At 71.2% G+C, this 25,476-nt stretch carries 22 protein-coding genes; 7 read left to right on the plus strand and 15 right to left on the minus strand.

The annotated features are described in order from the left end of the window. The first annotated feature begins 26 nt into the window (after positions 1–26). The 3 genes from zwf to pgl are packed head-to-tail and all read left to right on the plus strand — an operon-like array spanning position 27 to position 3,468. Positions 27–1,583 (plus strand): glucose-6-phosphate dehydrogenase, encoded by a 1,557-nt coding sequence (zwf, locus tag ACZ4UX_RS18955; RefSeq protein WP_465707474.1) that lies wholly within the window; start codon positions 27–29, stop codon positions 1,581–1,583. Continuing rightward, a complete protein-coding gene (gene opcA / locus ACZ4UX_RS18960; protein WP_465707475.1) occupies positions 1,580–2,683 on the plus strand; it encodes a glucose-6-phosphate dehydrogenase assembly protein OpcA in 1,104 nt (367 codons plus the stop codon). The genes zwf and opcA overlap by 4 nt, the downstream gene beginning before the upstream one ends. Continuing rightward, positions 2,680–3,468 (plus strand): 6-phosphogluconolactonase, encoded by a 789-nt coding sequence (gene pgl, locus ACZ4UX_RS18965; RefSeq protein WP_329490013.1) that lies wholly within the window; start codon positions 2,680–2,682, stop codon positions 3,466–3,468. The genes opcA and pgl overlap by 4 nt, the downstream gene beginning before the upstream one ends. A gap of 75 nt (positions 3,469–3,543) precedes the next feature. Here pgl and ACZ4UX_RS18970 read toward each other — a convergent pair whose 3' ends face one another. The 11 genes from ACZ4UX_RS18970 to uvrA all read right to left on the minus strand — a co-directional run bounded on the left by ACZ4UX_RS18970 (position 3,544) and on the right by uvrA (position 16,689). Next, positions 3,544–3,831 carry an RNA polymerase-binding protein RbpA gene (locus ACZ4UX_RS18970; protein WP_030308030.1) on the minus strand — a complete coding sequence of 96 codons (288 nt, stop codon included), beginning with the start codon at positions 3,829–3,831 and terminating at the stop codon, positions 3,544–3,546. Positions 3,832–4,036: 205 nt separating this feature from the next. Continuing rightward, a complete protein-coding gene (gene secG, locus ACZ4UX_RS18975; protein ID WP_359804430.1) occupies positions 4,037–4,273 on the minus strand; it encodes a preprotein translocase subunit SecG in 237 nt (78 codons plus the stop codon). An 87-nt stretch (positions 4,274–4,360) separates the two neighbouring features. Continuing rightward, positions 4,361–5,146 (minus strand): triose-phosphate isomerase, encoded by a 786-nt coding sequence (gene tpiA / locus ACZ4UX_RS18980; RefSeq protein WP_329490011.1) that lies wholly within the window; start codon positions 5,144–5,146, stop codon positions 4,361–4,363. Positions 5,147–5,150: 4 nt separating this feature from the next. After that, a complete protein-coding gene (locus ACZ4UX_RS18985; protein ID WP_465707476.1) occupies positions 5,151–6,356 on the minus strand; it encodes a phosphoglycerate kinase in 1,206 nt (401 codons plus the stop codon). A gap of 153 nt (positions 6,357–6,509) precedes the next feature. Next, positions 6,510–7,514 (minus strand): type I glyceraldehyde-3-phosphate dehydrogenase, encoded by a 1,005-nt coding sequence (gene gap, locus ACZ4UX_RS18990; RefSeq protein ID WP_329490009.1) that lies wholly within the window; start codon positions 7,512–7,514, stop codon positions 6,510–6,512. A gap of 297 nt (positions 7,515–7,811) precedes the next feature. Further along, positions 7,812–8,792, minus strand: a complete 981-nt coding sequence (gene whiA / locus ACZ4UX_RS18995) for a DNA-binding protein WhiA (protein WP_329490008.1) — start codon at positions 8,790–8,792, stop codon at positions 7,812–7,814. Further along, positions 8,783–9,754: a gluconeogenesis factor YvcK family protein gene (locus ACZ4UX_RS19000; RefSeq protein ID WP_465707531.1), complete on the minus strand. Its 972-nt coding sequence runs from the start codon at positions 9,752–9,754 to the stop codon at positions 8,783–8,785. The genes whiA and ACZ4UX_RS19000 overlap by 10 nt, the downstream gene beginning before the upstream one ends. A gap of 224 nt (positions 9,755–9,978) precedes the next feature. Beyond that, entirely contained in the window at positions 9,979–10,884 is a 906-nt protein-coding gene (gene rapZ, locus ACZ4UX_RS19005; protein WP_329490007.1) for an RNase adapter RapZ, read from the minus strand. Positions 10,885–11,008: 124 nt separating this feature from the next. Next, positions 11,009–13,135, minus strand: a complete 2,127-nt coding sequence (uvrC, locus tag ACZ4UX_RS19010) for an excinuclease ABC subunit UvrC (protein WP_465707477.1) — start codon at positions 13,133–13,135, stop codon at positions 11,009–11,011. Positions 13,136–13,186: 51 nt separating this feature from the next. Continuing rightward, positions 13,187–13,645: a Rieske (2Fe-2S) protein gene (locus tag ACZ4UX_RS19015; RefSeq protein WP_465707478.1), complete on the minus strand. Its 459-nt coding sequence runs from the start codon at positions 13,643–13,645 to the stop codon at positions 13,187–13,189. Between the two features lie 140 nt (positions 13,646–13,785). Then, a complete protein-coding gene (uvrA, locus tag ACZ4UX_RS19020) occupies positions 13,786–16,689 on the minus strand; it encodes an excinuclease ABC subunit UvrA (RefSeq protein ID WP_465707479.1) in 2,904 nt (967 codons plus the stop codon). 271 nt (positions 16,690–16,960) lie between these two features. Here uvrA and ACZ4UX_RS19025 point away from each other — a divergent pair, with 271 nt between their 5' ends. Then, positions 16,961–17,728, plus strand: a complete 768-nt coding sequence (locus ACZ4UX_RS19025) for a maleylpyruvate isomerase family mycothiol-dependent enzyme (protein WP_396489964.1) — start codon at positions 16,961–16,963, stop codon at positions 17,726–17,728. Positions 17,729–17,858: 130 nt separating this feature from the next. Beyond that, positions 17,859–18,512 (plus strand): MBL fold metallo-hydrolase, encoded by a 654-nt coding sequence (locus ACZ4UX_RS19030; RefSeq protein WP_352288124.1) that lies wholly within the window; start codon positions 17,859–17,861, stop codon positions 18,510–18,512. Positions 18,513–18,601: 89 nt separating this feature from the next. Here the strand turns inward: ACZ4UX_RS19030 and ACZ4UX_RS19035 are convergent, their stop codons facing one another. The 4 genes from ACZ4UX_RS19035 to zapE form a co-directional block, all read right to left on the minus strand. Next, positions 18,602–19,582 carry a TerC family protein gene (locus ACZ4UX_RS19035; protein WP_329490001.1) on the minus strand — a complete coding sequence of 327 codons (981 nt, stop codon included), beginning with the start codon at positions 19,580–19,582 and terminating at the stop codon, positions 18,602–18,604. A 247-nt stretch (positions 19,583–19,829) separates the two neighbouring features. Continuing rightward, positions 19,830–20,411 (minus strand): TerD family protein, encoded by a 582-nt coding sequence (locus ACZ4UX_RS19040; protein ID WP_329490000.1) that lies wholly within the window; start codon positions 20,409–20,411, stop codon positions 19,830–19,832. A 246-nt stretch (positions 20,412–20,657) separates the two neighbouring features. Further along, positions 20,658–22,748 (minus strand): excinuclease ABC subunit UvrB, encoded by a 2,091-nt coding sequence (gene uvrB, locus ACZ4UX_RS19045; RefSeq protein ID WP_465707480.1) that lies wholly within the window; start codon positions 22,746–22,748, stop codon positions 20,658–20,660. Between the two features lie 36 nt (positions 22,749–22,784). Continuing rightward, entirely contained in the window at positions 22,785–23,867 is a 1,083-nt protein-coding gene (gene zapE, locus ACZ4UX_RS19050; RefSeq protein WP_396489961.1) for a cell division protein ZapE, read from the minus strand. 87 nt (positions 23,868–23,954) lie between these two features. Here zapE and ACZ4UX_RS19055 point away from each other — a divergent pair, with 87 nt between their 5' ends. Beyond that, the gene (locus ACZ4UX_RS19055; protein WP_329489998.1) at positions 23,955–24,755 is read left to right on the plus strand and encodes a pyrimidine reductase family protein; all 801 of its coding nucleotides are present in this window, start codon (positions 23,955–23,957) and stop codon (positions 24,753–24,755) included. 129 nt (positions 24,756–24,884) lie between these two features. Then, complete coding sequence (locus tag ACZ4UX_RS19060; protein ID WP_352288121.1) at positions 24,885–25,346, plus strand: indole-3-glycerol phosphate synthase; 462 nt, start codon at positions 24,885–24,887, stop codon at positions 25,344–25,346. Positions 25,347–25,476 lie beyond the last annotated feature (130 nt).

The raw sequence follows: 25,476 nt of genomic DNA on the forward strand, positions 1-25,476 counted from the left end.
ATCCAGTGAGCACTGATTACCCTGAGTTGACGTCGGACTCGGACCCGAGCGACGCTCCCGCCGCTCCCGTCAACCCGCTTCGTGACCCCACCGACCGGCGGCTTCCGCGCATCGCGGGGCCGTCCGGCCTGGTCATCTTCGGGGTCACCGGCGACCTGTCCCGCAAGAAGCTCATGCCGGCCATCTACGACCTGGCCAACCGCGGCCTGCTGCCGCCGGGCTTCTCGCTCGTCGGCTTCGCCCGCCGCGAGTGGAAGGACGAGGACTTCGCCAAGGAGGTCCACGACGCGGTCAAGGAGCACGCCCGGACCCCGTTCCGCGAGGAGGTCTGGCAGCAGCTCGCCAAGGGCATGCGCTTCGTCCACGGCACCTTCGACGACGACGACGCCTTCGACAAGCTCCGGGCGACCATCGAGGAGCTCGACAAGGCCCAGGGCACCGGCGGCAACTTCGCGTTCTACCTCTCGGTACCGCCGAAGTTCTTCCCGACCGTCGTCCAGCAGCTGAAGAAGCACGGCCTGACCGACCCGCCCCAGGGCTCCTGGCGGCGCGCCGTCATCGAGAAGCCCTTCGGCCACGACCTGGAGAGCGCCCAGGAGCTGAACCGGATCGTCCACGAGGTCTTCCCCCGTGACGAGGTCTTCCGGATCGACCACTACCTGGGCAAGGAGACCGTCCAGAACATCCTGGCGCTGCGTTTCGCGAACCAGATGTTCGAGCCGATCTGGAACCGGTCGTACGTCGACCACGTGCAGATCACCATGGCCGAGGACATCGGCATCGGCGGCCGGGCCGGCTACTACGACGGCATCGGCTCGGCCCGCGACGTCATCCAGAACCACCTGCTCCAGCTGATGGCGCTCACCGCCATCGAGGAGCCGGCCTCGTTCCACCCCAAGGCGCTGGTGGCCGAGAAGCTCAAGGTGCTCAGCGCCGTCAAGCTCCCGGCCGACCTGGGCAAGCACACCGTGCGCGGCCAGTACGCGGCCGGCTGGCAGGGTGGCGAGGAGGTGCTCGGCTACCTCGACGAGGACGGCATCAACCCGGACTCCAAGACCGACACCTACGCGGCCATCAAGCTGGAGATCAACAACCGCCGCTGGGCCGGGGTGCCGTTCTACCTGCGCACCGGCAAGCGGCTCGGCCGCCGGGTCACCGAGATCGCGGTGGTCTTCCAGCGCGCCCCGTACCTGCCGTTCGACTCCTACGCGACCGAGGAGCTGGGGCAGAACGCCCTGGTCATCCGGGTCCAGCCGGACGAGGGCGTGACGGTGCGGTTCGGCTCCAAGGTGCCGGGGACCTCCTTCGAGGTCCGGGACGTCACGATGGACTTCGCCTACGGCGAGTCCTTCACCGAGTCCAGCCCGGAGGCCTACGAGCGGCTCATCCTCGACGTGCTGCTCGGCGACGCCAACCTGTTCCCGCGCCACCAGGAGGTCGAACTCTCCTGGCAGATCCTCGACCCGATCGAGAAGTACTGGGACGACCACGGCAAGCCCGCCCAGTACCCGGCAGGGACCTGGGGTCCGGTCGAGGCCGACGAGATGCTCGCACGAGACGGCAGGAGCTGGCGCCGGCCATGAAGATCGACCTCACGGACACCACGTCCAGCAAGATCAACGCAGCCCTGATGGAGGCGCGCCGGGCCAGCGGCTCCACCGCCGCCGGCATGGTGCTCACCCTGGTGATCGTGACCGACGAGGGCAGCGCCTACGACGCCCTCAAGGCCGCCAACGACGCCTCCCGCGAGCACCCCTCGCGCACCCTGGCGGTCATCAAGCGCGCCGGGCGCTCGCCCCGGGCGCGCGCGGAGACCCGCCTGGACGCCGAGATCCTGGTCGGCACCGCCGCCGGCTCCGGCGAGACGGTCGTCCTGCGCATGCACGGCGAGCTCGCCGCGCACGCCCAGTCGGTCGTCCTGCCGCTGCTCCTGCCGGACGCCCCGGTGGTGGTCTGGTGGCCCGAGAATGCGCCGCTGCACCCGGCACAGGATCCGCTGGGCTCGATCGCCCAGCGCAGGATCACCGACGCCGTCACCGCCGAGTCGCCGGTGGGCCAGCTCGCCCAGCGGGCCCAGAGCTACACCCCGGGCGACACCGACCTGGCCTGGACCAGGATCACCGGCTGGCGCTCGATGCTGGCCGCCGCACTGGACCAGCGACCCTCCGAGGTCACCTCCGCGGTGGTCGAGGGCGAGTCGTACAACCCCAGCGTCGAACTGCTCGGCCTCTGGCTGCACAACCGGCTGCACGTGCCGGTCGAGCGGGTCGTCACCGGCGGCCCGGGCATCACCGCGGTGCACCTGCGCACCAAGGACGGGGACATCACCCTGGACCGCCCGGACGGCCTGATGGGCACCCTGTCGATGCCCGGCTCGCCGGACCGCCAGGTGGCGCTCAAGCGGCGCGAGACGTCCGAGCTGATCGCGGAGGAGCTGCGCCGGCTCGACCCGGACGACATCTACGCGACGGCCGTCCGCACGCCGGTCGAGCGGCTGAGCCAGCCGGACACCGCCGAGACCGAGGCGGCCGAGGAGGCCACCCGGGCGGTGGTCTCCGAGGCCGCGGTGGCCAACCCGACCCGGGTGACCGCCAAGGTCCAGGACGCGTCGGAGCCGGCCGGGGAGGCCGCCCAGGCGAAGAAGGCCCCGGCCAAGCGCACCGGCAAGAAGGCGTCCTCGTGACGGCGGCGACCCCGCAGCTGGTCGTCCACCGGGACAAGGAGCTGATGGCCCAGGCGGCCGCGGCCCGGCTGATCACCCGGATCGTGGACGCCCAGGCCGCCCGCGGCACCGCCTCGGTGGTGCTCACGGGCGGGCGCAACGGCAACGCGCTGCTCGCCGCCATCGCCGCCTCCCCCGCCCGGGACGCGGTCGACTGGGCCCGGCTGGACCTCTGGTGGGGCGACGAGCGCTTCGTCGCCGCCGACAACGCCGAGCGCAACGCCGTCCAGGCCCGGGCGGAACTGCTCGACGCCGTCCCGCTCGACCCGGCCCGGGTGCACGAGATGCCCGCCTCGGACGGCGTCGACGGCTCGGACGTCGAGGCCGCCGCGGCCCGGTACGCGGAGGAGCTGGCCAAGGCCGCCGGTCCGGGTGACCGCCTCGGCGTGCCCGCCTTCGACGTGCTGCTGCTCGGCGTCGGCCCGGACACCCATGTCGCCTCGCTCTTCCCCGAGCACCCGGGCGTCCGGGAGACCGGGCTGACGGTGGTCGGCGTGCGCGGTGCGCCCAAGCCCCCGCCGACCCGGATCTCGCTCACCCTCCCGGCCATCCGGGCGGCCCGCGAGGTCTGGCTGCTGGCGGCCGGCGAGGACAAGGCCGGCGCCGTGGCGCTGGCCCTGTCCGGTCCGGGCGAGCTCCAGGCGCCCGCCTCGGGCGCCCACGGACGGAGCCGGACCCTGTGGCTGCTGGACCGCGCGGCGGCGGCTCAGCTCCCGCCGCAGCTGTACCCGCCGGCCTCGGCCTGACCGCGTTCGGCCCGACGGCATGACGAAGGGCGCCACCGTTCTCCACGGTGGCGCCCTTCGGCGTCGGTCAGGTGCTCAGATCTCACCGCGCAGCTTGGCCAGCGCCTCGGCGAGGATCGCCTCGCCGTCGGCGTCGGTGCGCCGCTCACGGACGTAGGCGAGGTGGGTCTTGTAGGGCTCGTTGCGCGAGGGGGCCGGCGGGTTGTGCTCGTCCTGGCCGGCCGGAAACCCGCACCGCGGGCAGTCCCAGGTGTCCGGGATGACCGCCTCCGCGGCGAAGCTGGGACGGGTCTCGTGCTTGTTGGCACACCAGAAGGAGATCCGGTTGCGGGGGGCGGATTCGCCGCGCTCCGCCTCGCCCATCGGGCCGGCTCCGACCCTGCTGCCACGGATGGCGTTGCCACTTGCCACGGTCTGACTCCCTGCGTGCTGGTGCGCCGACCCGCCGCGGTGCGCGTCGGTGGCTAAAGTCGTCCTAGTGTAAGCAGGAGTTAAGGATGCACCGTCACCGACTCCGCCCCGGACCGTTCCAGCATAGGCCGCGGGGCGACAGGGCGTCAGAGATACGTCAGCTCTTGTACTTGAGCACCAGGCCGAGCACGATGATGCACGCGAACCAGGCGAAACCCACGATGACCGTGATGCGGTCCAGGTTGCGCTCGGCCACGGCCGAGCCGCCGCCGGTGGACATCGCGCCGCCACCGAACATGTCGGACAGGCCGCCGCCCTTCCCCTTGTGCAGCAGCACCAGGAGGACCATCAGCAGGCTGAAGATGATCAGGGCAATCGAGAACCCGAGAACCACGGCGGGACCAACTCTCTCGTATCTTCGGCGAAGGGGCCGGGCCGCACGATGCGGTCCGGCCCCAAAGCCTACGTTGCTGCGGCGGCGTTAGCCTACTGCCTGGTCACGGTACCGCACGATCTTGACGAACTCGTCGGCGTCCAGGGAGGCACCGCCGATCAGGCCGCCGTCGACGTCCGGCTTGGCCATCAGGCCGGCCGCGCTGGAGGACTTGACCGAGCCGCCGTAGAGCACCCGGACCTTCTCGGCCAACGGGGCGTCGTACAGCTCGGCGATCCGCTTGCGGATGGCCGAGCAGACCTCCTGGGCGTCCTCGGGGGTCGCCACCTCGCCGGTGCCGATCGCCCAGACCGGCTCGTAGGCGACCACGACGGACTCGGCCTGGTCGGCCGGGACGTCCTGCAGGGCGCCGTCGAGCTGGGCCAGGGTGTACTCGACGTGGGTGCCGGCCTTGCGGATCTCCAGCGGCTCGCCGATGCAGAGGATCGGGGTGACCCCGCTGCGGTAGGCGGCCTTGACCTTGGCGTTGACGATCTCCTCGTTCTCGCCGTGGTACTGGCGGCGCTCCGAGTGGCCGATCACCGCGTAGGTGCACTTCAGCTTCGACAGCATCGGGCCGGAGATCTCGCCGGTGTAGGCACCGGAGTCGTGCTGCGAGATGTCCTGCGAGCCGTACTTGATCTTCAGCTTGTCGCCGTCGACCAGGGTCTGCACCGAGCGCAGGTCGGTGAACGGCACCAGAACGGCGACCTCGACCGACTCGTAGTCCTTGTCGGCCAGCGCGAACGCCAGCTTCTGGGTGTGCTGGATGGCCTCAAGGTGGTTGAGGTTCATCTTCCAGTTGCCCGCCATCAGCGGGAGACGCTCAGTCATTGCCTCAGCCTTCCAGGGCGGCGAGACCGGGGAGCGTCTTGCCCTCCAGGTACTCGAGGCTGGCGCCACCGCCGGTCGAGATGTGCCCGAACTTCGTCTCGTCGAAGCCCAGGATGCGGACGGCCGCGGCGGAGTCGCCGCCACCGACCACGGTGAACGCGTCGCTGTCGAGCAGGGCCTGCGCGACGGCCTTGGTGCCCTCGGCGAAGGTCGGGTGCTCGAAGACACCGACCGGACCGTTCCAGAACACCGTCTTGGCGTCGGCCAGCTTCGCCGCGAACAGCTCCCGGGTCTCCGGGCCGATGTCCAGGCCCTCCTTGTCCGCGGGGATCTTGTCGGCGTCGACGACCGCGAAGTCCTCGACCGGCTTGTGGGTCTTGGTGTCGGGGAACGACCCGGAGATCGCGATGTCCACCGGCAGCACGAACTCGACGCCGTTCGCCTTCGCCCGCTCCAGGTAGTCCAGGACGACCGGGATCTGGTCCTTCTGCAGCAGCGAGATGCCGACCTCGTGCCCCAGGGCCGCGAGGAAGGTGTACGCCATACCGCCGCCGATGAGGATGCGGTCGGCCTTGCCGAGCAGGTTCTCGATCACGCCGACCTTGTCGGACACCTTGGACCCGCCCAGGACGACCACGTACGGCCGCTCGACCTCCTCGGTGAGCCGCTTGAGCACGGCCACCTCGGCGGCGATCAGGTCGCCGACGGCGTGCGGCAGGCGGGCCGGCAGGTCGTACACCGAGGCGTGCTTGCGGTGCACGGCGCCGAAGCCGTCACCGACGTACAGCTCGGCCAGCGCGGCCAGCTCGTCGGCGAAGGCGCCGCGCTCGGCGTCGTCCTTGCTGGTCTCACCGGCGTTGAAGCGCAGGTTCTCGAGCAGCGTGACCTCGCCGTCGGCCAGGGCGGCGACGGTGGCCTTCGCGCTCTCGCCCACGGTGTCGGTCGCGAACGAGACCGGCGTACCGAGGATCTCGCCGAGGCGGGCGGCCACCGGCGCGAGGGAGAACTGCGGGTCGGGCTCGCCCTTCGGGCGGCCGAGGTGGGAGGCGACGACGACCTTCGCACCGCGCTCGACGAGCTTGGCGATGGTCGGGGCGACGGCGCGGATCCGGCCGTCGTCGGTGATCGTGCCGTCGGACAGCGGGACGTTGAGGTCGGCGCGGACGAACACGCGCTTGCCCGCGACGTCGAGGTCTTCGATGGTCTTCACGGTCTTCGGTCTCCTGGGGAGATGGTTGCGCTGTTGGCAGCGGCACAACGGCGGGCCGCCTGGGAGTTGAGTTTCGAGGGTGCGCAGACGGAGGGCCCGGACGGCGTGCGGTGTCCGGGCCCTCCCCCCTACTTCACGTCAGCTCCCGCTGCGTCAGAGCTGGCCGCCGACGAGGGTGGTCAGGTTGACGAGGCGGTTCGAGTAGCCCCACTCGTTGTCGTACCAGCCGAAGACCTTGACCTGGTTGCCCTGGACCATGGTCATCAGCGAGTCGAAGATCGTGGAGAACGGCGAGTTCACGATGTCGGAGGAGACGATCGGGTCCTCGGTGTACTGCAGGATGCCCTTGAGGGAGCCCTCGGAGGCCTTCTGGAAGGCCGCGTTGACCTCCTCGACGGTGACGTCGCGCTCAAGGGTGACGACCAGGTCGGTGATCGAACCGGTCGGGACCGGGACGCGCAGCGAGGTGCCGTCCAGCTTGCCCTTCAGCTCCGGCAGGACCAGCGCGGTGGCCTTGGCGGCACCGGTGGACGTCGGGATGATGTTGAGGGCCGCGGCGCGGGCGCGACGCAGGTCCTTGTGCGGGAAGTCCAGGGTGACCTGGTCGTTGGTGTACGCGTGCACCGTGGTCATCAGACCCTTGACGATGCCGAAGTTCTCGTTGAGCACCTTCGCCAGCGGCGCCACGCAGTTGGTGGTGCAGGAGGCGTTGGAGATCACGTCGTGCTTGGCGGCGTCGTACTTCTCGTCGTTGACGCCCATCACGATGGTGACGTCCTCGTCGGTGGCGGGCGCCGAGATGATGACCTTCTTGGCACCGGCGGTGATGTGCTTCTTGGCCGCCTCGGCCTTGGTGAAGATGCCGGTGGACTCGATCACGATGTCCACGCCCAGCTCGCCCCAGGGGAGGTTGGCCGGGTCACGCTCGGCGATGACCTTGAAGGTCTTGCCGTCGACGGTGATGCTGTTCTCGGTGTGCGAGACCTCGCCCGGGAAGGTGCCCAGGATGGAGTCGTACTTGAGCAGGTGCGCCAGGGTCTTGGTGTCGGTCAGGTCGTTGACACCGACGATCTCGATGTCCGCGCCCTGAGCCTTGACCGCACGGAAGAAGTTGCGGCCGATGCGGCCGAATCCGTTGATGCCTACCCGGATCGTCACGAACCGATCTCCTCGTTAGGTACGCCGGAGCTATGCCGACGGGGTGGAATTTGGGAGGTCCCCGACCGCCTATGACCCTACCTCTCCAAGGCCTGGGAGGGCACATCAGGCCGGGTCGGACGCCTTGGCGTGGCGTGTCAAGAGGGTGCGAGCAGGGCTTCCGTCCTTGCCGTCGGGGGCAGTTGGTCGCGGCCCGCGCGGACCGGTCCGGAGCCCCCCGGCCGCGCCGTCCGGACACGGCACAGCCGGTGCCCGGAATCCGGACACCGGCTGGTCTGCCGTCACTGGCTGTGATCGCTAGTTGAGCGCCATCTCGTCGGTCAGATTGGCCTCGGTGCTCGGCAGGCCGAGCTCGGAGGCGCGCTTGTCGGCCATCGCCAGCAGCCGGCGGATCCGGCCGGCCACCGCGTCCTTGGTCAGCGGCGGGTCGGCCAGGGCGCCCAACTCCTCCAGCGAGGCCTGCTTGTGCTGCATCCGCAGCTGGCCGGCGGCGGCCAGGTGGTCCGGCACCTCCTCGCCGAGGATCTCCAGCGCGCGCTGCACCCGGGCGCCGGCCGCGACCGCGGCCCGGGCCGAGCGGCGCAGGTTGGCGTCGTCGAAGTTGGCCAGGCGGTTGGCGGTGGCCCGGACCTCGCGCCGCATCCGCCGCTCCTCCCACGCCAGCACCGACTCGTGGGCGCCGAGGCGGGTCAGCAGCGCGCCGATGGCGTCGCCGTCCCGGATCACCACCCGGTCGACGCCGCGCACCTCGCGGGCCTTGGCCGGGATGCCGAGCCGGCGGGCCGCGCCGACCAGGGCGAGGGCCGCCTCGGAGCCGGGGCAGGTGATCTCCAGCGAGGAGGAGCGGCCCGGCTCGGTGAGCGAGCCGTGCGCCAGGAAGGCGCCCCGCCAGGCCGCCTCCGCGTCACAGGTCGCCCCGGAGACGACGGCCGGGGGCAGGCCCCGGATCGGCCGGCCGCGGCCGTCCACCAGACCGGTCTGCCGCGCCAGCAGCTCGCCGTCCTTGACCACCCGCACCACGTAGCGGCTGCCGCGCCGCAGACCGCCGGGCGCCATCACCACCAGGTCCGAGGAGTGTCCGAAGATCTCCAGGAGGTCCTTGCGCAGGCGTCGCGCTGCCGCCCCGGTGTCCAGCTCCGCCTCGATCACGATGCGGCCGCTCACGATGTGCAGCCCGCCCGCGAAACGCAGGATCGCCGAGACCTCCGCCTTGCGGCAGCAGGCCCGGGTGACCGGGAGCCGGCTGATTTCGTCCTTCACCGCTGGAGTCATCGCCATGGCCCGATCCTTCCATGTGTCCGGAAAATCCGGTCGTACGCGGCGGCCAAGAGCTCCGGGTCGTGTCGCGGCGTGCCGTCGGTACGGGCGACCCGGCCGAGCACCAGGGCCGCGCCCATCCGCTCCGCGGCCTTCTCCAGGCCGGCCAGGTCCGCCTGGCCGAAGGCGCCGCCGGTGACGGCGCGCTCGTCGACCAGGATCGCATCCACCGCGAGGGCGGGTGCGTGGTCGGCGATGACCTCCAGGTGGCGCTGCGGGGTGAAGCCCTCCGTCTCGCCGGGCTGGGGGGCCAGGTTCAGGGTGAGCAGCCGGCGCGCGCGGGTCTCGGTGAGCGCCTCGGCGAGCTCGGGGACGAGCAGGTGGGGCAGCACGCTGGTGAACCAGGATCCGGGCCCGAGCACCACCCAGTCCGCCTCCCGGACGGCCGTGACGGCCTCCGGGACGGCCGGCGGCCCGTCCGGCAGCAGCCGGATGGACTGCACGGTGCCGGGCGTCACGGCGACGCTCGCCTGGCCCCGGACGGCGGACAGCTCGCCCGGGCTGGCCGGGTCGTGGCCGCGCACGACCGCCTCGATGTCCAGCGGTACCGCCGACATCGGCAGCACCCGGCCCTGGACGTTCAGCAGCCGGCCCACCCAGTCCAGGGCGGCGACCGGGTCCCCCAGCTTCTCCCAGAGCGCGACGATCAGCAGGTTGCCGACGGCGTGGCCGCCCAGGCCGCCGGAGCCGGTGAAGCGCTGCTGGATCACCTCGGACCAGGTCCGGCCCCAGTCGTCGTCGCCGCAGAGCGCGGCCAGCGCCTTGCGGAGGTCGCCCGGGGGCAGCACCCCGAGCTCCTCGCGCAGCCGGCCGCTGGAGCCGCCGTCGTCGGCGACGGTGACCACGGCGGTGAGCTCGGTGGTGAGCCGGCGGAGGGCGGAGAGCGAGGCCGAGAGCCCCTGACCGCCGCCGAGGGCGGCGATCCGGGGCGCCTGGTTGCCGCGGGGTGCCTGGTTGGTACGGGCCGGGCTGGTGCGGACCTGGCCGGTCCGCGGCCGGTTGGGCGACGCGCCGCGCGACGGGACCCCCGTCCGGTCGGCGGTCTTGTTCTGCAGCTGCCGCCCGGGCACGTATCCCGTCACACCTACCTCGCGTTCCTCTTGCCCGCCGCCGGCCTCCACCGGCGGCCCGGCAGGGGGTGAGGCGGCTACTCCCGTCCCATGTCACGGTGGACCAGCACCGTTTCGACGCCGTCCGCGATCAGACGCTTGGTCAGCCGCTCGGACATCGCGACGCTGCGGTGCTTGCCACCGGTGCAGCCTACGGCAAGGGTCATGTAACGCTTCCCCTCGCGGCGGTACCCCTCGGTGATGATGCGCAGCAGCTCCGCGTAGCCGTTGAGGAACTCGTTGGCACCGGGCTGCTGGAACACGTAGTCGGCGACGTCGGCGTCGGTGCCCGTCCGGGCGCGGAGCTCCGGCACCCAGTGCGGATTCGGCAGGAAGCGGCAGTCCACCACGAGGTCGGCGTCGACCGGGAGGCCGTACTTGAAGCCGAAGGACATCACGGTGGCGCGCAGCTCGGGCTCGTCGTGGTCGGCGAACTGGGCGTCCAGCTTGGCCCGCAGCTGGTGCACGTTGAGGTTGGATGTGTCGATCACCAGGTCGGCCTCGCCGCGCAGCTCGCGCAGGAGGTCGCGCTCCTGGGCGATGCCGTCCACGATCCGGCCGTCGGCCTGGAGCGGGTGCGGGCGGCGCACGCTCTCGAAGCGCCGGACCAGGGCGTCGTCGGAGGAGTCCAGGAAGACCACGCTCAGCCGGACGCCGCGCTTCTCCAGCTCGTCCAGCGAGGTGAGCAGGTCGTCGAAGAACTGGCGGCCGCGGACGTCGACCACGGCGCCGATCCGGGCGACGTTCCCCTGGGAACGGGCGCCGAGGTCGACCATGGTCGGGATGAGGGCCGGCGGCAGGTTGTCCACCACGAACCAGCCCAGGTCCTCCAGGCACTTGGCCGCCGTCGACCGGCCGGCTCCGGACATCCCGGAGATGATCACCAGCTCCGGCACGTTCTCGCCCGCGGCCAGTGGTCGGGCGGTGCCGCCATCGTCGGACATCGTCACTTCGGTTCCCCGCTCTCGGTGGTTCTGCTGTGGAGAACGCGCGCGGCACGGTCACGCTTCCCCTGCTCACTCGGGCGAGTGAACGCGGGGCGCGCCGGCTGACGGACGGCGTCGGCCGTCATGGCGTCTCCTGGAATGGTGCGGTCTGGGGTGCGGCGTCGGTCCCGGTGCCGGCCGCCGGGCCGGCCGGGTCGGCGCTGTCATCGATGATCTCGCCGGTGGCGGTGTTCACGGCGAGTGTCGCGGATGGACGGGACGACAACGCTGCCGCAACAGTCTCCGCCGTCCGGCGTCCGATGCCGGGGACGGCGCAGAGTTCGTCGACGGTGGCCAGCCGGAGCTTCTTCAGCGAGCCGAAGTGCTTGAGCAGCGCCTGGCGGCGAGTCTCGCCGAGGCCGGGGACGGAGTCCAGCTCCCCGGCGGTGAGTCGCTTGGACCGCTTGCTGCGCTGGTAGGTGATGGCGAACCGGTGCGCCTCGTCGCGGACCCGCTGGAGCAGGTAGAGGCCCTCGCTGCTGCGTGGCAGGACCACCGGGTCCTCCTCACCGGGCAGCCAGACCTCCTCCAGCCGCTTGGCCAGGCCGCAGAGGGCGACGTCGTCGATGCCGAGCTCGTCCAGGGCGCGCTTGGCGGCGGCGACCTGCGGCTGGCCGCCGTCGACGACCAGCAGCTGCGGCGGGTAGGCGAAGCGGCGCGGGCGGCCGGTCTCCGGGTCCACCGGGCCGACCACGACCTCCGGGCCGTCGGGGTCGTCGGACCCGCGGGCGGCGCCGTGCGGCCCGGGTCCGCCGGCTTCCGCGGGCGCCCCCGGGTCGTCCGCCTCGGGAACGGCCCACTCCCCGGTCTGCTCGCGCTCCTGGAGGTAGCGGCGGAACCGGCGTCCGATCACCTCGTGCATCGAGCGGACGTCATCCTGGCCCTCGAAGCCCTTGATCTGGAACCGGCGGTACTCGCTCTTGCGGGCCAGGCCGTCCTCGAAGACCACCATCGAGGCGACCACGTCCTCGCCCTGGAGGTGCGAGATGTCGAAGCACTCGATCCGCAGCGGGACGGAGTCCAGCTCCAGCGCGTCGGCGATCTCCTGGAGGGCGCGGCTGCGGGTGGTGAGGTCGGAGGCGCGCTTGGTCTTGTGCAGCGCCAGCGCCTGCTGGGCGTTGCGCTGCACGGTGGCCATCAGGTCCTTCTTGTCGCCGCGCTGCGGGATCCGCAGGTCGACCTGGCTGCCGCGCAGGCCGGTCAGCCACTCCCGGACCGGCTCGGCGGGCTCCGGCAGCGCGGGCACCAGCACCTCGCGCGGCACGGCGCCGTCGCCGCCGCCGTAGAGCTGCTGCAGGGCGTGCTCGACCAGGGCCGCGGTGTCGACGTCCTCGACCTTGTCGGTGACCCAGCCGCGCTGGCCGCGGACCCGGCCGCCGCGGACGTGGAAGATCTGGACGGACGCCTCCAGCTCGTCCTCGGCGAGGGCGAGCAGGTCGGCGTCGGTGGCGTCGGCGAGGACGATGGCGTTCTTCTCCATCGCGCGCTTCAGCGCCCCGATGTCGTCCCGCAGCCGGCCCGCCTTCTCGTACTCCAGGTCGGCGGCGGCCTCCCGCATCTGCTCTTCCAGCCGGCGCAGGTAGTTGCCGGTGCGGCCGGCCATGAAGTCGCAGAAGTCCTCGGCCAGCTCGCGGTGTTCCTCGGCCGAGACCTTGCCGACGCAGGGCGCGGCGCACTTGCCGATGTAGCCGAGCAGACAGGGCCGGCCGACCTGGCGGGCCCGCTTGAAGACGCCGTTGGAGCAGGTGCGGACGGGGAAGACGCGCAGCAGCAGGTCGACCGTCTCGCGGATCGCCCAGGCGTGCCCGTAGGGTCCGAAGTAGCGCACGCCCTTCTTGTGCGCCCCGCGCATCACCTGGACCCGCGGGTACTCCTCGTTGAGGGTGACCGCGAGCTCCGGATAGCTCTTGTCGTCGCGGTACTTGACGTTGAAGCGGGGATCGAACTCCTTGATCCAGGAGTACTCCAGCTGGAGCGCCTCGACCTCGGTGGCGACGACCGTCCACTCCACCGAGGCGGCCGTGGTGACCATCGTCGCAGTCCGCGGGTGCAGCCCGGCGAGGTCCTGGAAGTAGGACGACAGCCGGGGCCGCAGGCTCTTGGCCTTGCCGACGTAGATGACCCGCCCGTGGGCGTCGCGGAACTTGTAGACGCCCGGCGAGGTCGGGATCGCGCCCGGTGCGGGGCGGTAGGTGGACGGGTCAGCCATGGGTCCACCGTACCGAGTCGGGCCGGGGCTGCGGAGGGGAGATCAACTGGTTCAGCTCGGGGTCACCTTGAGGTTGCCGCCCTCGACCGCCACGGAGTAGGCGGGGAGCGGGGTGGGCGCCGGTCCGTCCAGCACCGCGCCGTCGGTGATGGCGAACATGCTGCCGTGACAGGGGCATTGGATCTTCTGGTTCTTGACCTGGTCGACGATGCAGCCGGCGTGGGTGCACGTGGCGCTGAACGCCTTGTACTCGCCGGCGTTGGGCTGGGTCACCACGATCTTCTTGTCCCGGTAGACGGTGCCGCCGCCGACCGGCACGGCGGTGGCCGGGCCGACGTCCACCGGGGTCTTGGGCCCGGAGGAGGTGGAGGTGGACGAGGACGACGAGGAGCAGCCGGCGACCGCCAGCGTGCCGCCGCCTGCGGCGAGGACGGCCGCGGCACCGCAGAGCAGGGTGCGGCGGGAGGTGGCGGGGTTCTCGCCCAGCGGGCTCTCGAGGGCCTCGGACATGTGGTTCGCTCCTGGAGTCGCTGCGGTTCGCCGCGGGTCCCCCCGCGGCGCCGGTCGGCGGTGATTCTATGCGGCCCTTACCCGGCCGCCCCCCGAACGGGGGTCGGCCGGGCCGGTGTCGTGCCGCCGACCTCGCGGCGCTACTTCTTCTTGGCGACCGCCCGCTTGCGCGGGGCCTTCACCGGCGCCGGGGCGTCGGTGAACTCGCCCGGGAGGATGTCCCGGAGGAACTTGCCGGTGTGGCTCTCGGAGACCGCCGCGATCTGCTCCGGCGTGCCCTCGGCCACCACCATGCCGCCGCCGGAGCCGCCCTCGGGGCCCATGTCGACGATCCAGTCGGCGGTCTTGATCACATCGAGGTTGTGCTCGATGACGATCACCGTGTTGCCCTTCTCCACCAGACCCGAGAGCACCTTGATCAGCTTGCTGATGTCCTCGAAGTGCAGACCGGTGGTGGGCTCGTCCAGCACGTAGACCGTCCGCCCGGTGGAGCGCTTCTGCAGCTCGGAGGCGAGCTTGACGCGCTGCGCCTCACCACCGGAGAGGGTCGGCGCGGACTGGCCGAGCCGGACGTAGCCGAGGCCGACGTCGTTGAGCGTCCGCAGGTGCCGGGCGATCGCCGGGACGGCCTCGAAGAAGTCCATCGCCTCCTCGATCGGCATGTCCAGGACCTCGGCGATGGACTTGCCCTTGAAGTGGACCTCCAGCGTCTCCCGGTTGTACCGGGCGCCGTGGCAGACCTCGCACGGCACGTAGACGTCCGGCAGGAAGTTCATCTCGATCTTGATGGTGCCGTCGCCGGAGCAGTTCTCGCAGCGGCCGCCCTTGACGTTGAACGAGAACCGGCCGGGCAGGTAGCCGCGGACCTTGGCCTCCTGCGTCTCGGCGAAGAGCCGCCGGACGTGGTCGAACACGCCGGTGTAGGTGGCCGGGTTGGAGCGCGGGGTGCGGCCGATCGGCGACTGGTCGACGTGCACGACCTTGTCCACCTGGTCGGTGCCGGTGATCCGGGTGTGCCGGCCCGGCACGCTGCGGGCGCCGTTCAGCTCCCGGGCGAGGTGGGTGTAGAGGATGTCGTTGACCAGCGTCGACTTGCCGGAGCCGGAGACCCCGGTGATCGCGGTGAACGTCCCGAGCGGGAAGCCGACCGTGACGTCCTTGAGGTTGTGCTCGCGGGCGCCGTGGACGGTCAGTTGGCGCTTCTTGTCCCGCTCGCGGCGGGTGGCCGGGATCGGGATGGACCGCTTGCCGGAGAGGTACTGGCCGGTCAGCGACTCCTTGTTGGCGAGCAGCTGCTTGAGCGAGCCGGAGTGCACCACCTTGCCGCCGTGCTCACCGGCGCCCGGGCCGATGTCGACCACCCAGTCGGCCATCTTGATGGTGTCCTCGTCGTGCTCGACGACGATCAGGGTGTTGCCGATGTCCCGCAGCCGGACCAGGGTCTCGATCAGCCGGTGGTTGTCCCGCTGGTGCAGGCCGATCGAGGGCTCGTCCAGCACGTAGAGCACGCCGACCAGGCCGGAGCCGATCTGGGTGGCGAGCCGGATCCGCTGGGCCTCGCCGCCGGACAGGGTGCCGGCCGCGCGGTTCAGCGAGAGGTAGTCCAGGCCGACGTCGACCAGGAACCGGAGCCGCTCGTTGACCTCCTTCAGGACGCGCTCGGCGATCTGCTTGTCCCGCGCGTTGAGCTTCATCGCGCCGAGGAAGTCCGAGCAGTCGCTGATCGACATCGCCGAGACGTCCGCGATGGACCGGCCCTCGACGGTGACGGCCAGCACGACCGGCTTGAGCCGGGTGCCCCGGCAGGTCGGGCAGGGCACCTCGCGCATGTAGCCCTCGAAGCGCTCGCGGCTGCTGTCGCTCTCCGCCTCGGTATGCCGGCGCTGGATGAACGGCACCGCGCCCTCGAAGCCCGTGGTGTAGGAGCGGTCCCGGCCGTAGCGGTTGCGGTAGCGCACCTCGACCTGGTGCTTGTGCCCGTACAGCAGCGCCTTCCTGGCGCGGGCCGGCAGCCCGGCCCAGGGGAGGTCCGTCCGGAAGCCCAGCTCGCCGGCGAGGGCGTCGATCAGGCGCTGGAAGTACTCCTTGGTGTGGCCGCCGGACCACGGGTGGATGGCCCCCTCGTCCAGCGACTTCTCCTCGTCGGGGACGACCAGCTCCGGGTCGACCTCCATCCGGTTGCCCAGGCCGGAGCAGTCCGGGCAGGCGCCGAACGGCGAGTTGAAGGAGAACGAGCGCGGCTCCAGCTCCTCGAACGACACGTCGTCGTACGGGCAGTAGAGGTGCTCGGAGTACATCCGCTCGCGCTCCGGGTCGTCCTCCGGGAGGTCGACGAAGTCGAGCACGACCATGCCGCCGCCGAGCCGCAGGGCCGTCTCCACCGAGTCGGTCAGCCGGCGCTTGGCGCTGCTCTTCACGGTGAGGCGGTCGATGACCACCTCGATGGTGTGCTTCTCCTGCTTCTTGAGCTTGGGCGGCTCGGCGAGCTGGACCGTCTCGCCGTCCACCCGGGCCCGGGCGTAGCCCTTGGACTGGAGGTCGGCGAAGAGGTCGACGAACTCGCCCTTGCGCTCGCGCACCACCGGGCTGAGCACCTGGAACCGGGTGCCCTCGGTGAGCTCCAGCACCTTGTCCACGATCGCCTGCGGGGACTGCTTGGCGATCGGGCGGCCGCAGTGCGGGCAGTGCGGCTTGCCGATCCGCGCGAACAGCAGGCGCAGGTAGTCGTAGACCTCGGTGATGGTGCCGACGGTCGAGCGCGGGTTCCGGTTGGTGGACTTCTGGTCGATCGAGACGGCCGGGGAGAGGCCTTCGATGAAGTCGACGTCGGGCTTGTCCATCTGCCCGAGGAACTGACGGGCGTAGGAGGACAACGACTCGACGTATCGGCGCTGGCCCTCGGCGAAGATCGTGTCGAAGGCGAGCGAGGACTTGCCGGAGCCGGAGAGGCCCGTGAAGACGATGAGGGAGTCGCGGGGCAGGTCGAGCGAGACGTTCTTGAGGTTGTGCTCGCGAGCACCGCGGACGATGAGGCGGTCGGCCACTGCTTCTGGCGCCTTTCTCCGGGGCGAGATGGCTTTGCGTGAGAGGTGTACTTCTTCCAGGATGCGCCTGCCAGCCTATAGCTCAGGCGTTCGATTCTCGACCTTGTCCAGCGGAGTCCACCCGATCGAGTGAGAGACCTGCTCGACCTTGACCGGGTCTGTTCGAGAAAAGCCCTGCTCAGCCGTGACATCGGAGATAGCGTCACCCTCGTCAACGAGCGAGTGCCCGTGCGGGCAACGCTGCCGACCACTCCGACGGAGGCCGCCACCGATGACCGACCCCCAGACCGCCGCCGACCTCGCCGACGAGCGGCTCCGGCTGGTCGCCACCAGCACCGGGCACCTGCTGCACACCGTGGCCGGGCTGAAGCCCGAGGCCCTCGCGGAGCCCTCCGCCCTGCCGGGCTGGACCAGGGGCCACGTCCTGGCCCACCTGGCCCGCAACGCGGACTCGCTGGTCAATCTGCTCGACGGCGCCCGGACCGCCACCGACATCCCGCAGTACCCCAGCGACGAGGCCCGTGACCAGGGCATCGAGGACGGCGCCGACCGCCCGCTCGACGTCCAGCTCGACGACCTGCGCGACTCCGACGAGCGGTTCGCCGCGGCCGCCGCGGCGCTGGCGCCCGGGGCCTGGACGGCCTCGGTGCGCCACCGCACCGGCTACGTCTTCCCGGCCGCCGACATCCCGTGGAAGCGGCTGATGGAGGTCGAGTACCACCACGTCGACCTGGCCGCCGGCTACTCCCCCGCGCACTGGCCGGAGCTCTTCGCGGTGGCCGAGTTCCGGCGCCTGTCCGACCGGCTGGCGGGCGCCGAGGGCCTGCCCGCGGTCGAGCTGGTCGCCGACGACACCGAGGACCGGGCCGTGATCGGCACCGCCGGCGAGGGGCCCGGACTGACCGCCGAGGGCCCGGTGCGGGCGCTCGCCGCCTGGCTCTCCGGCCGCTCCGACGGCGACGGCCTGCAGGTCCACCGCGGCGGCGACCAGCTCGCCGACGGCCGCGCCGCGCTGCCCGCGCTCCCGCCGCTCGGCTGACGCGGGGCGGGCACCCGCACCGGGCCGGGCCCCGGCGCGGGAAGATCCACAAGACGCGGCCCGGCCGCGCGACGATGCTGGCAGCAGGGGCGATGCCGACGGCGGCCCCGGAACGACGAGGAGCGGACGGATGACGTACCACGGAGCGGTCAAGGTCGGCGGGCCGCCGGACGTGCGCGAGCTGGCCCACCTGATCATCACCAAGGCGGCCGTCGGCCCGTACGACAACAACGCCTACCTGCTGCGCTGCCGGGCCACCGACGAGCAGCTGCTGATCGACGCCGCCGCCGACGCGCCGGTGCTGCTGGAGACGGTCGGTGCCGAGCTGACCACCGTGGTCACCACGCACCGCCACCACGACCACTGGGGCGCGCTCGCCGAGGTGGTCGCGGCGACCGGCGCCCGCACCGCCGCCGGGCGGTACGACGCCGAGGGCATCGACGTCCCGACCGAGCTGCTGCTGGAGGACGGCGAGCCGCTGCGGTTCGGGCAGATCGAGCTGACCGTCCGGCACCTGGTCGGACACACCCCCGGCGCCATCGTGCTGGTCTACGACGACCCCCAGGGCCACCCGCACGTCTTCACCGGCGACTGCCTCTTCCCCGGCGGCGTCGGGAACACCTGGGACGACAGGGCCGCCTTCGAGAGCCTCTACCGGGACGTCAACGAGAAGATCTTCGACGTGCTGCCGGACGAGGCCTGGGTGTACCCCGGCCACGGCAAGGACACCACCCTCGGCGCCGAGCGCCCGCACCTCCAGGAGTGGCGCGAGCGCGGCTGGTAGCCCCGGTACGACGAACGGCGGGCCCGCGACCACTGCTCGGTCGCGGGCCCGCCGCCGTGGCCCCCCGGGGGTCCCGGGGGAACAGGGGATCAGGCGTCGATCTTCTCCGGGGCCTCGTCGGCCCGCTCCTGCTTCTTCGCGGCGATCAGGCTGGTCACCGTGGTGACGGCCAGCACCACCACGATGAAGCCCAGCGAGAACGGGATGCCGATCTCGGGGACGTGCACACCCTGCTCGTGCAACGCGTGCAGCACCAGCTTCACGCCGATGAAGCCGAGGATCACCGACAGGCCGTACGAGAGGTGGACCAGCTTCTTCAGCAGCCCGCCGATCAGGAAGTACAGCTGGCGCAGCCCCATCAGGGCGAAGGCGTTCGCGGTGAAGACGATGTACGGGTCCTGGGTCAGGCCGAAGATCGCCGGGATCGAGTCCAGCGCGAACAGGACGTCCGTGGTGCCGATCGCCAGCATCACGATCAGCATCGGCGTCATCAGCCGACGGCCGTTCTCCCGGATGAAGAGCTTGGTGCCGTGGTACTTGTCGGTCGACGGGAAGCGCTGCTCGATCGACTTGAGCAGCCGGTTCTCCTCGAACTCCTCGTCCTCCTCGTCGGCCCGGGCCTCCTTGATCAGCTTCCAGGCCGTCCAGACCAGGAAGCCGCCGAAGATGAAGAACACCCAGGAGAACTGCGCCACCAGGGCCGCGCCGCCGGCGATGAAGACCGCCCGCAGCACCAGGGCGATGATCACACCGAACATCAGCACGCGCTGCTGGTAGATCTTCGGCACCGCGAACTTGCCCATGATCAGGATGAACACGAACAGGTTGTCGACGCTGAGCGACTTCTCGGTGATGTACCCGGCGAAGAACTCACCGGCCGGCTTGGAGCCGGAGTGCCACCAGAGGAACCCGCCGAAGACGGCGGCCAGCACGATCCAGACCGTGGTCCAGACACCGGCTTCCTTGACCGACACCTCGTGCGGCTTGCGGCCGCCGATGAAGAAGTCGGCCACGATCAGGGCCAACAGCACACCGATCGTGCCGATCCACAAACTTACGGAAACGTCCACTACTGCTCCTCCGGCAGGTAGGCGAGACAGTCATCGTCACTGCCGGAGGTCTCTTCCGCCCGCCGGGCGCATGTGCGGCGCCCGCGGACCAGCGCCCCGGGACGCCGCCAGGTGGGCGCCCGTGATGACGGGACAACTGCGAGGGAATACTCCCCTCCGCTCCCACGAGGCTAACAGAAGAACCAAGAGAAGGTAAAGAAGGTAAAGAACGACCCGGGGCGTCCGCCGCCGGCTTGTGCCCCGCCCGCTAGAGGAAGGGCTCGATGGCCGGCAGCAGGTCCTGGAAGGTCCGGCCCCGGGCCGGCGCGCCGATCGCCTGCATCCCCCAGCCGCCGGACGGCTCGCGGAACACCTTCGCCATGATCTGCCCGGTGTGCGGGCCGCCGCCGGCCAGCTCGTAGCGGGCCAGCTCCAGCCCGGTCGAGTCGTCCACCAGCCGGCAGTACGCGTTCTGCACCTCGGCGAAGGTCTGCCCGGTGTACGAGCTGACCGTGAACACCACCTGGGTGATGTGCACCGGTACGTGGGCCAGGTCGACCAGGATCGACTCGTCGTCCTCGCCCGCCCCGGTGCCGCCGACCAGGTTGTCCCCGGTGTGCCGGACGGAGCCGTCGTTGCTCTCCAGGTGCTGGAAGAAGACCACGTCGGACGGGGTCTGCTCGGCGTACAGCAGCGCCGAGGCGTCCAGGTCGATCTGTCGCGTCCGGCTGCCGAAGAGGCCGCGCTTGGGCGCCGCCTTCCAGCCCAGCCCCATCCGGACGACCGTCAGCGACTCGCCCGAACCCTTCTGCAGGCTGACCTGCTGCCCCTTGGCAAGGTTCACCGACACGGCATTGTCCTCTCTGCCCAGCCGGGCGGTCGGTATCCGCGCCGGCTTCACGGTGGAACACCCCCTTGCCGTCCCCCGGCTGAGGCCCCCTGATGCGACCGCCCGTCCCGGGCGGCACCGCAGGCCAGCCTAGGGCCTGCGGTCGGCCGCGTCCGTCAGCGTCTACCCGTTTGTGGCAAGGCTGAGACACCGCCGGGCTTGACCGGTACCGGATCCGGCCAAGCCCGGCGCGGGCCGCGACCGGCCCTACGCGATACCCGCCTCGCGCATCTGGCGGAGCTCCTTCTTCAGCTCCTTGACCTCGTCGCGCAGCCGGGCCGCGACCTCGAACTGGAGGTCCGTCGCGGCCGCGTGCATCCGCTCGGTCATCGACTGGATCAGCTCGGCCAGCTCGGCCGCCGGCAGGCTCTTCGCTGGCTTGCGGTCCGTGCCCAGCGCCGGCACCGGGGCCTTGCCCTTGCCCCCCGCCCGGTAGCCGGAGGAGAGCAGCTCGTCGGTGTCGACCTCCTCGCGGGCGAGGGTGTCCAGGATGTCGCCGATCTTCTTGCGGAGCGGCTGCGGGTCGATCCCGTGCTTCTTGTTGTAGGCCTGCTGCACGGCCCGGCGGCGGTTGGTCTCGTCGATCGCCTTCGCCATCGAGGGGGTGATCCGGTCCGCGTACATGTGGACCTGGCCGGAGACGTTGCGGGCCGCGCGGCCGATGGTCTGGATCAGCGAGGTGCCGGAGCGCAGGAAGCCCTCCTTGTCCGCGTCCAGGATCGCCACCAGGGAGACCTCGGGCAGGTCGAGGCCCTCACGGAGCAGGTTGATGCCGACCAGCACGTCGTACCGGCCGGCCCGCAGCTCGCGCAGCAGCTCGACCCGGCGCAGCGTGTCGACGTCGCTGTGCAGGTACCGGACCCGGATGTCCAGACCGAGCATGTAGTCGGTGAGGTCCTCGGCCATCTTCTTGGTGAGGGTGGTGACCAGGACGCGCTCGTCCCGCTCCACCCGCGTCCGCACCTCGTGCACCAGGTCGTCGATCTGGCCCTCGGTCGGCTTGACGATCACCTCGGGGTCGATCAGGCCGGTCGGGCGGATGATCTGCTCGACCTGGCCGTCGCCGCGGGACAGCTCGTACGCGCCGGGGGTGGCCGAGAGGTAGACGGTCTGGTCGGTCCGCTCCAGGAACTCCTCCCACTTGAGCGGGCGGTTGTCCATCGCGGAGGGCAGCCGGAAGCCGTGCTCGACCAGGGTGCGCTTGCGGGAGGCGTCGCCCTCGTACATCGCGCCGATCTGCGGGACGGTGACGTGCGACTCGTCGATGACCAGGAGGAAGTCCTCCGGGAAGTAGTCGAGCAGGGTGTTCGGCGGGGAGCCGGGCGCGCGGCCGTCGAAGTGCATCGAGTAGTTCTCGACGCCCGAGCAGGTGCCGATCTGGCGGAGCATCTCGATGTCGTAGGTGGTGCGCATCCGCAGCCGCTGGGCCTCCAGCAGCTTGCCCTGCTTCTCCATCCGGGCCAGCGTCTCGGCCAGCTCCTTCTCGATGTCGTTGACCGCCCGCTCCATCCGCTCCGGGCCGGCCACGTAGTGCGAGGCGGGGAAGACGTGGACGGAGTCGTCCTGGCTGATGATCTCGCCGGTCAGCGGGTGCAGGGTGTACAGCGACTCGATCTCGTCGCCGAACATCTCGATCCGCAGGGCGAGCTCCTCGTAGACCGGGAAGATCTCGATGGTGTCGCCGCGGACCCGGAAGGTGCCGCGGGTGAAGGCGAGGTCGTTGCGGGTGTACTGGATGTCGACGAAGCGGCGCAGCAGCACGTCGCGGTCGATCTCCTCGCCCACCTTGAGCCGGACCATCCGGTCGACGTACTCCTGCGGGGTGCCGAGGCCGTAGATGCAGGAGACGGACGCGACGACGACCACGTCCCGGCGGGTGAGCAGCGAGTTGGTCGCGGAGTGGCGCAGCCGCTCGACCTCCTCGTTGATCGAGGAGTCCTTCTCGATGTAGGTGTCCGTCTGCGGGACGTACGCCTCGGGCTGGTAGTAGTCGTAGTACGAGACGAAGTACTCGACCGCGTTGTTCGGTAGGAGTTCCCGGAACTCGTTGGCCAGCTGGGCGGCCAGGGTCTTGTTCGGCGCCATCACCAGGGTGGGGCGCTGCAGCTTCTCGATCATCCAGGCCGTGGTGGCCGACTTGCCGGTGCCGGTGGCGCCGAGCAGGACGACGTCCTTCTCCCCCGCGCGGATCCGGCGCTCCAGCTCGGCGATCGCCGCCGGCTGGTCGCCATTGGGCTGGAAGGGGCTGACGACCTCGAAGGGCGTCTCTGAGCGCTCAATACTCGTGATGGGTCGCACGTGTCCACCGTACGACCCACCACTGACAACCGGCGCCTACTTGGCGCTGTCCCGGGCCAGCGCGACCAGCCGGGAGACCGCCCGGAGGTACTTCTTGCGGTAGCCGCCGCGCAGCATCTCCTCGGGGAAGACCTGGTCGAAGGGGATCCCGGAGGCGGTGATCGGCAGCTCGCGGTCGTACATCCGGTCGGCGAGGACGACCAGGCGCAGCGCGGTGGACTGGTCGTCGACCTGCCGCACGCCGCGCAGGCAGACCGCCTGCACGTCGTCCAGCAGCGCGCCGTAGCGGCTCGGGTGGACGGCGGAGAGGTGGTCGAGCAGCCCGGAGAACTCGTCCAGCGAGGCGCCCGGGGTGCGGGCGGCGACGGCGGCGACGGTCTCGTCGTCGTACGGCGGCGGGGCGGCCGGCAGGCCGCGGTGGCGGTAGTCCTGGCCGTCGATCCGCATCGGGCGGAAGTGCGCGGAGAGGCCCTGGATCTCGCGCAGGAAGTCGGCGGCGGCGAACCGGCCCTCGCCGAGCTTCTCCGGCAGGGTGTTCGAGGTGGCGCAGAGCTTGACACCGTTGTCGACCAGGCGGCCGAGCAGGGTGGAGACCAGCACCGTGTCGCCCGGGTCGTCCAGCTCGAACTCGTCGATGCAGAGCAGGCGGTGGTCGGAGAGGGTCCGGACGGCCTGCTGGAAGCCGAGCGCGCCGACCAGGTTGGTCAGCTCGACGAAGGTGCCGAACGCCTTGGGGCCGGGGGCGGCGTGCCAGAGCGAGGCCAGCAGGTGGGTCTTGCCGACGCCGTAGCCGCCGTCCAGGTAGACGCCGGCCGGGCCGGTGGGCACGGGGGCCGTACGGCGGAACCAGCTGCGCTTGGGGGCGCCGCCGTCTCCGGCGTTGAGCGTGCCGGCGAACTGCTCCAGGACCTGGACCGCCTCGTACTGGCTGGGCTGGTTCGGGTCCGGGAGGTACGTTCCGAAGCTGACGAGGGAGAAGCGCGGTGGCGGGACCATCTCGGCCACCAGGCGCTCGGCGGGGACGACGGGGCGCCGGTCGGTGAGCGCGAGGGGAGCGGTGGCCACGTCTGCGGTCGCTATCGGCTCGGTCGGCGCGTCGGGGAGTGGGGCTGCGGGCACGGTACTAGAGGGTACGCCTGCCGGCGCACCGCTCGGGCCGAGGGCCGCCGGTGGATCGCCGGGCCCCGGGCGACGAGACTGGACGGCATGCAACAGTTGATCAGTCCGCTGTCCCGGCCGTTCGCCGATCCCGCGTCGCTGGAGTCGCTCGCCGCCGTCTACGCGTACCCCGAGCAGGTGAATCACGGCCGCCCGTGGCTGCGGGCCAACATGGTGGCCGGCCTGGACGGCGGGGCGAAGCTGGCGGGCCTGTCCGAGGGGCTCTCGGGGGACGCCGACAAACGGATCTTCGGAGTGCTGCGGGCGCTGTCGGACGTGGTGCTGGTGGGCGCCGAGACGGTCCGCGCCGAGGGGTACCGGCCGGGCCGGGCCCGGGCCGACTTCGCCGCGGCGCGGGCGGCGGCCGGGCAGGCCCCGGCCCCGGTGATCGCGATCGTCAGCCGCTCGCTGGGGCTGGACCTCGCGGCGCCGCTGTTCACCGAGCCGCTGGTGCGGACGGTGGTGATCACCACCGAGGACGCGCCGGCGCGCAGCCGCCGGGCGGTGGCCGAGGTGGCCGACGTGGTGGTGGCAGGGAAGGGCTCGGTGGACCTGCCCGCCGCGGTCGCGGCCCTGGCCGAGCGGGGGTGGACGAGGCTGCTGAGCGAGGGCGGTCCGCGGCTGCTGGGGCAGCTGGCCGCCGCGGACCTGCTGGACGAGCTGTGCCTGTCGGTGGCACCGCTGATCACGGCCGGCGACGCGCCGCGCATCATCCACGATGCGGAAATGCCTGACGTGCAGCGGATGCGACTGGTCTCATTGATCGAGCAGAAAGGATTCCTCTTCACCCGCTACCTGCGTCTTCACCCGCAAGCCGCGTCACCGGCCCCCGTGACCGCCGGACAGTGATCCCGCTCTCCTTCGGGAGCTCCACCCGCGTGGCCCGCAGGGTCGCGGGGCAGCATGCGGAAAGCTTCCCGCCGGGCAGTATGGGATGCGATGCCGGGGCCCGGGGGCCGGTCACTGGAAGGGACTCACGTGTTCAAGACGGTACTGATGATCGAAAAGGCGCTCTCCGACGCCGATGTGGAGCTCGTCACCACGCTCCACAGCGACGAGAAGGTGTCCTTCGTCGTCCTGATGCAGCCGCGCGGCAAACAGGACGAGCTGCTGAGGGCGCTGGACGACGTCGCCCTCGGCCACCTCGACAAGGTGGTGCGCGAGCACGACGAGTCCGAGCACGAGCCGACGGTGGCCGGCGAATCGCTCGCCCACAGCCTGCGTCACCTGCGCCAGGCCGGCGCGGAGGCGATCGGCGAGCTGGTCGAGGAGAAGCCGCTGGACCGGCTGCGCGCGGTGGTCGAGGAGCACCGGGCCGACGAGGTCGTGGTGCTCACCTCGCCGCACTTCGTGGAGGAGTTCTTCCACCGCGACTGGGCCTCCCAGGCCCGGCACAAGGTGGGTGTCCCGGTCCTGCGACTGTTCGCCAGCGACTCCTGACCCGACCCGCCGGTGGTGCAGAATCGTCCTTGCGGCCCGTCCGCGAGGACGATTCGCCCGTTGGTCCGCCGACCGACGTACCCGCTGTACCCGCTCTGCCCCTTGTCTGCCCCCGCCCGTACGGAGCCTT

The sequence above is a fragment of the Kitasatospora sp. NPDC028961 genome (assembly GCF_055564815.1).

Excerpts from the sequence above, each read along its gene's own strand:
- opcA (WP_465707475.1), top strand. The coding sequence starts at position 1,580 with ATGAAGATCGACCTCACGGACACCACGTCCAGCAAGATCAACGCAGCC.
- ACZ4UX_RS18970 (WP_030308030.1), bottom strand. The coding sequence starts at position 3,831 with ATGGGCGAGGCGGAGCGCGGCGAATCCGCCCCCCGCAACCGGATCTCC.
- tpiA (WP_329490011.1), bottom strand. The coding sequence starts at position 5,146 with ATGACTGAGCGTCTCCCGCTGATGGCGGGCAACTGGAAGATGAACCTC.
- whiA (WP_329490008.1), bottom strand. The coding sequence starts at position 8,792 with ATGGCGATGACTCCAGCGGTGAAGGACGAAATCAGCCGGCTCCCGGTC.
- rapZ (WP_329490007.1), bottom strand. The coding sequence starts at position 10,884 with ATGTCCGACGATGGCGGCACCGCCCGACCACTGGCCGCGGGCGAGAAC.
- uvrC (WP_465707477.1), bottom strand. The coding sequence starts at position 13,135 with ATGGCTGACCCGTCCACCTACCGCCCCGCACCGGGCGCGATCCCGACC.
- ACZ4UX_RS19015 (WP_465707478.1), bottom strand. The coding sequence starts at position 13,645 with ATGTCCGAGGCCCTCGAGAGCCCGCTGGGCGAGAACCCCGCCACCTCC.
- ACZ4UX_RS19025 (WP_396489964.1), top strand. The coding sequence starts at position 16,961 with ATGACCGACCCCCAGACCGCCGCCGACCTCGCCGACGAGCGGCTCCGG.
- ACZ4UX_RS19030 (WP_352288124.1), top strand. The coding sequence starts at position 17,859 with ATGACGTACCACGGAGCGGTCAAGGTCGGCGGGCCGCCGGACGTGCGC.
- ACZ4UX_RS19055 (WP_329489998.1), top strand. The coding sequence starts at position 23,955 with ATGCAACAGTTGATCAGTCCGCTGTCCCGGCCGTTCGCCGATCCCGCG.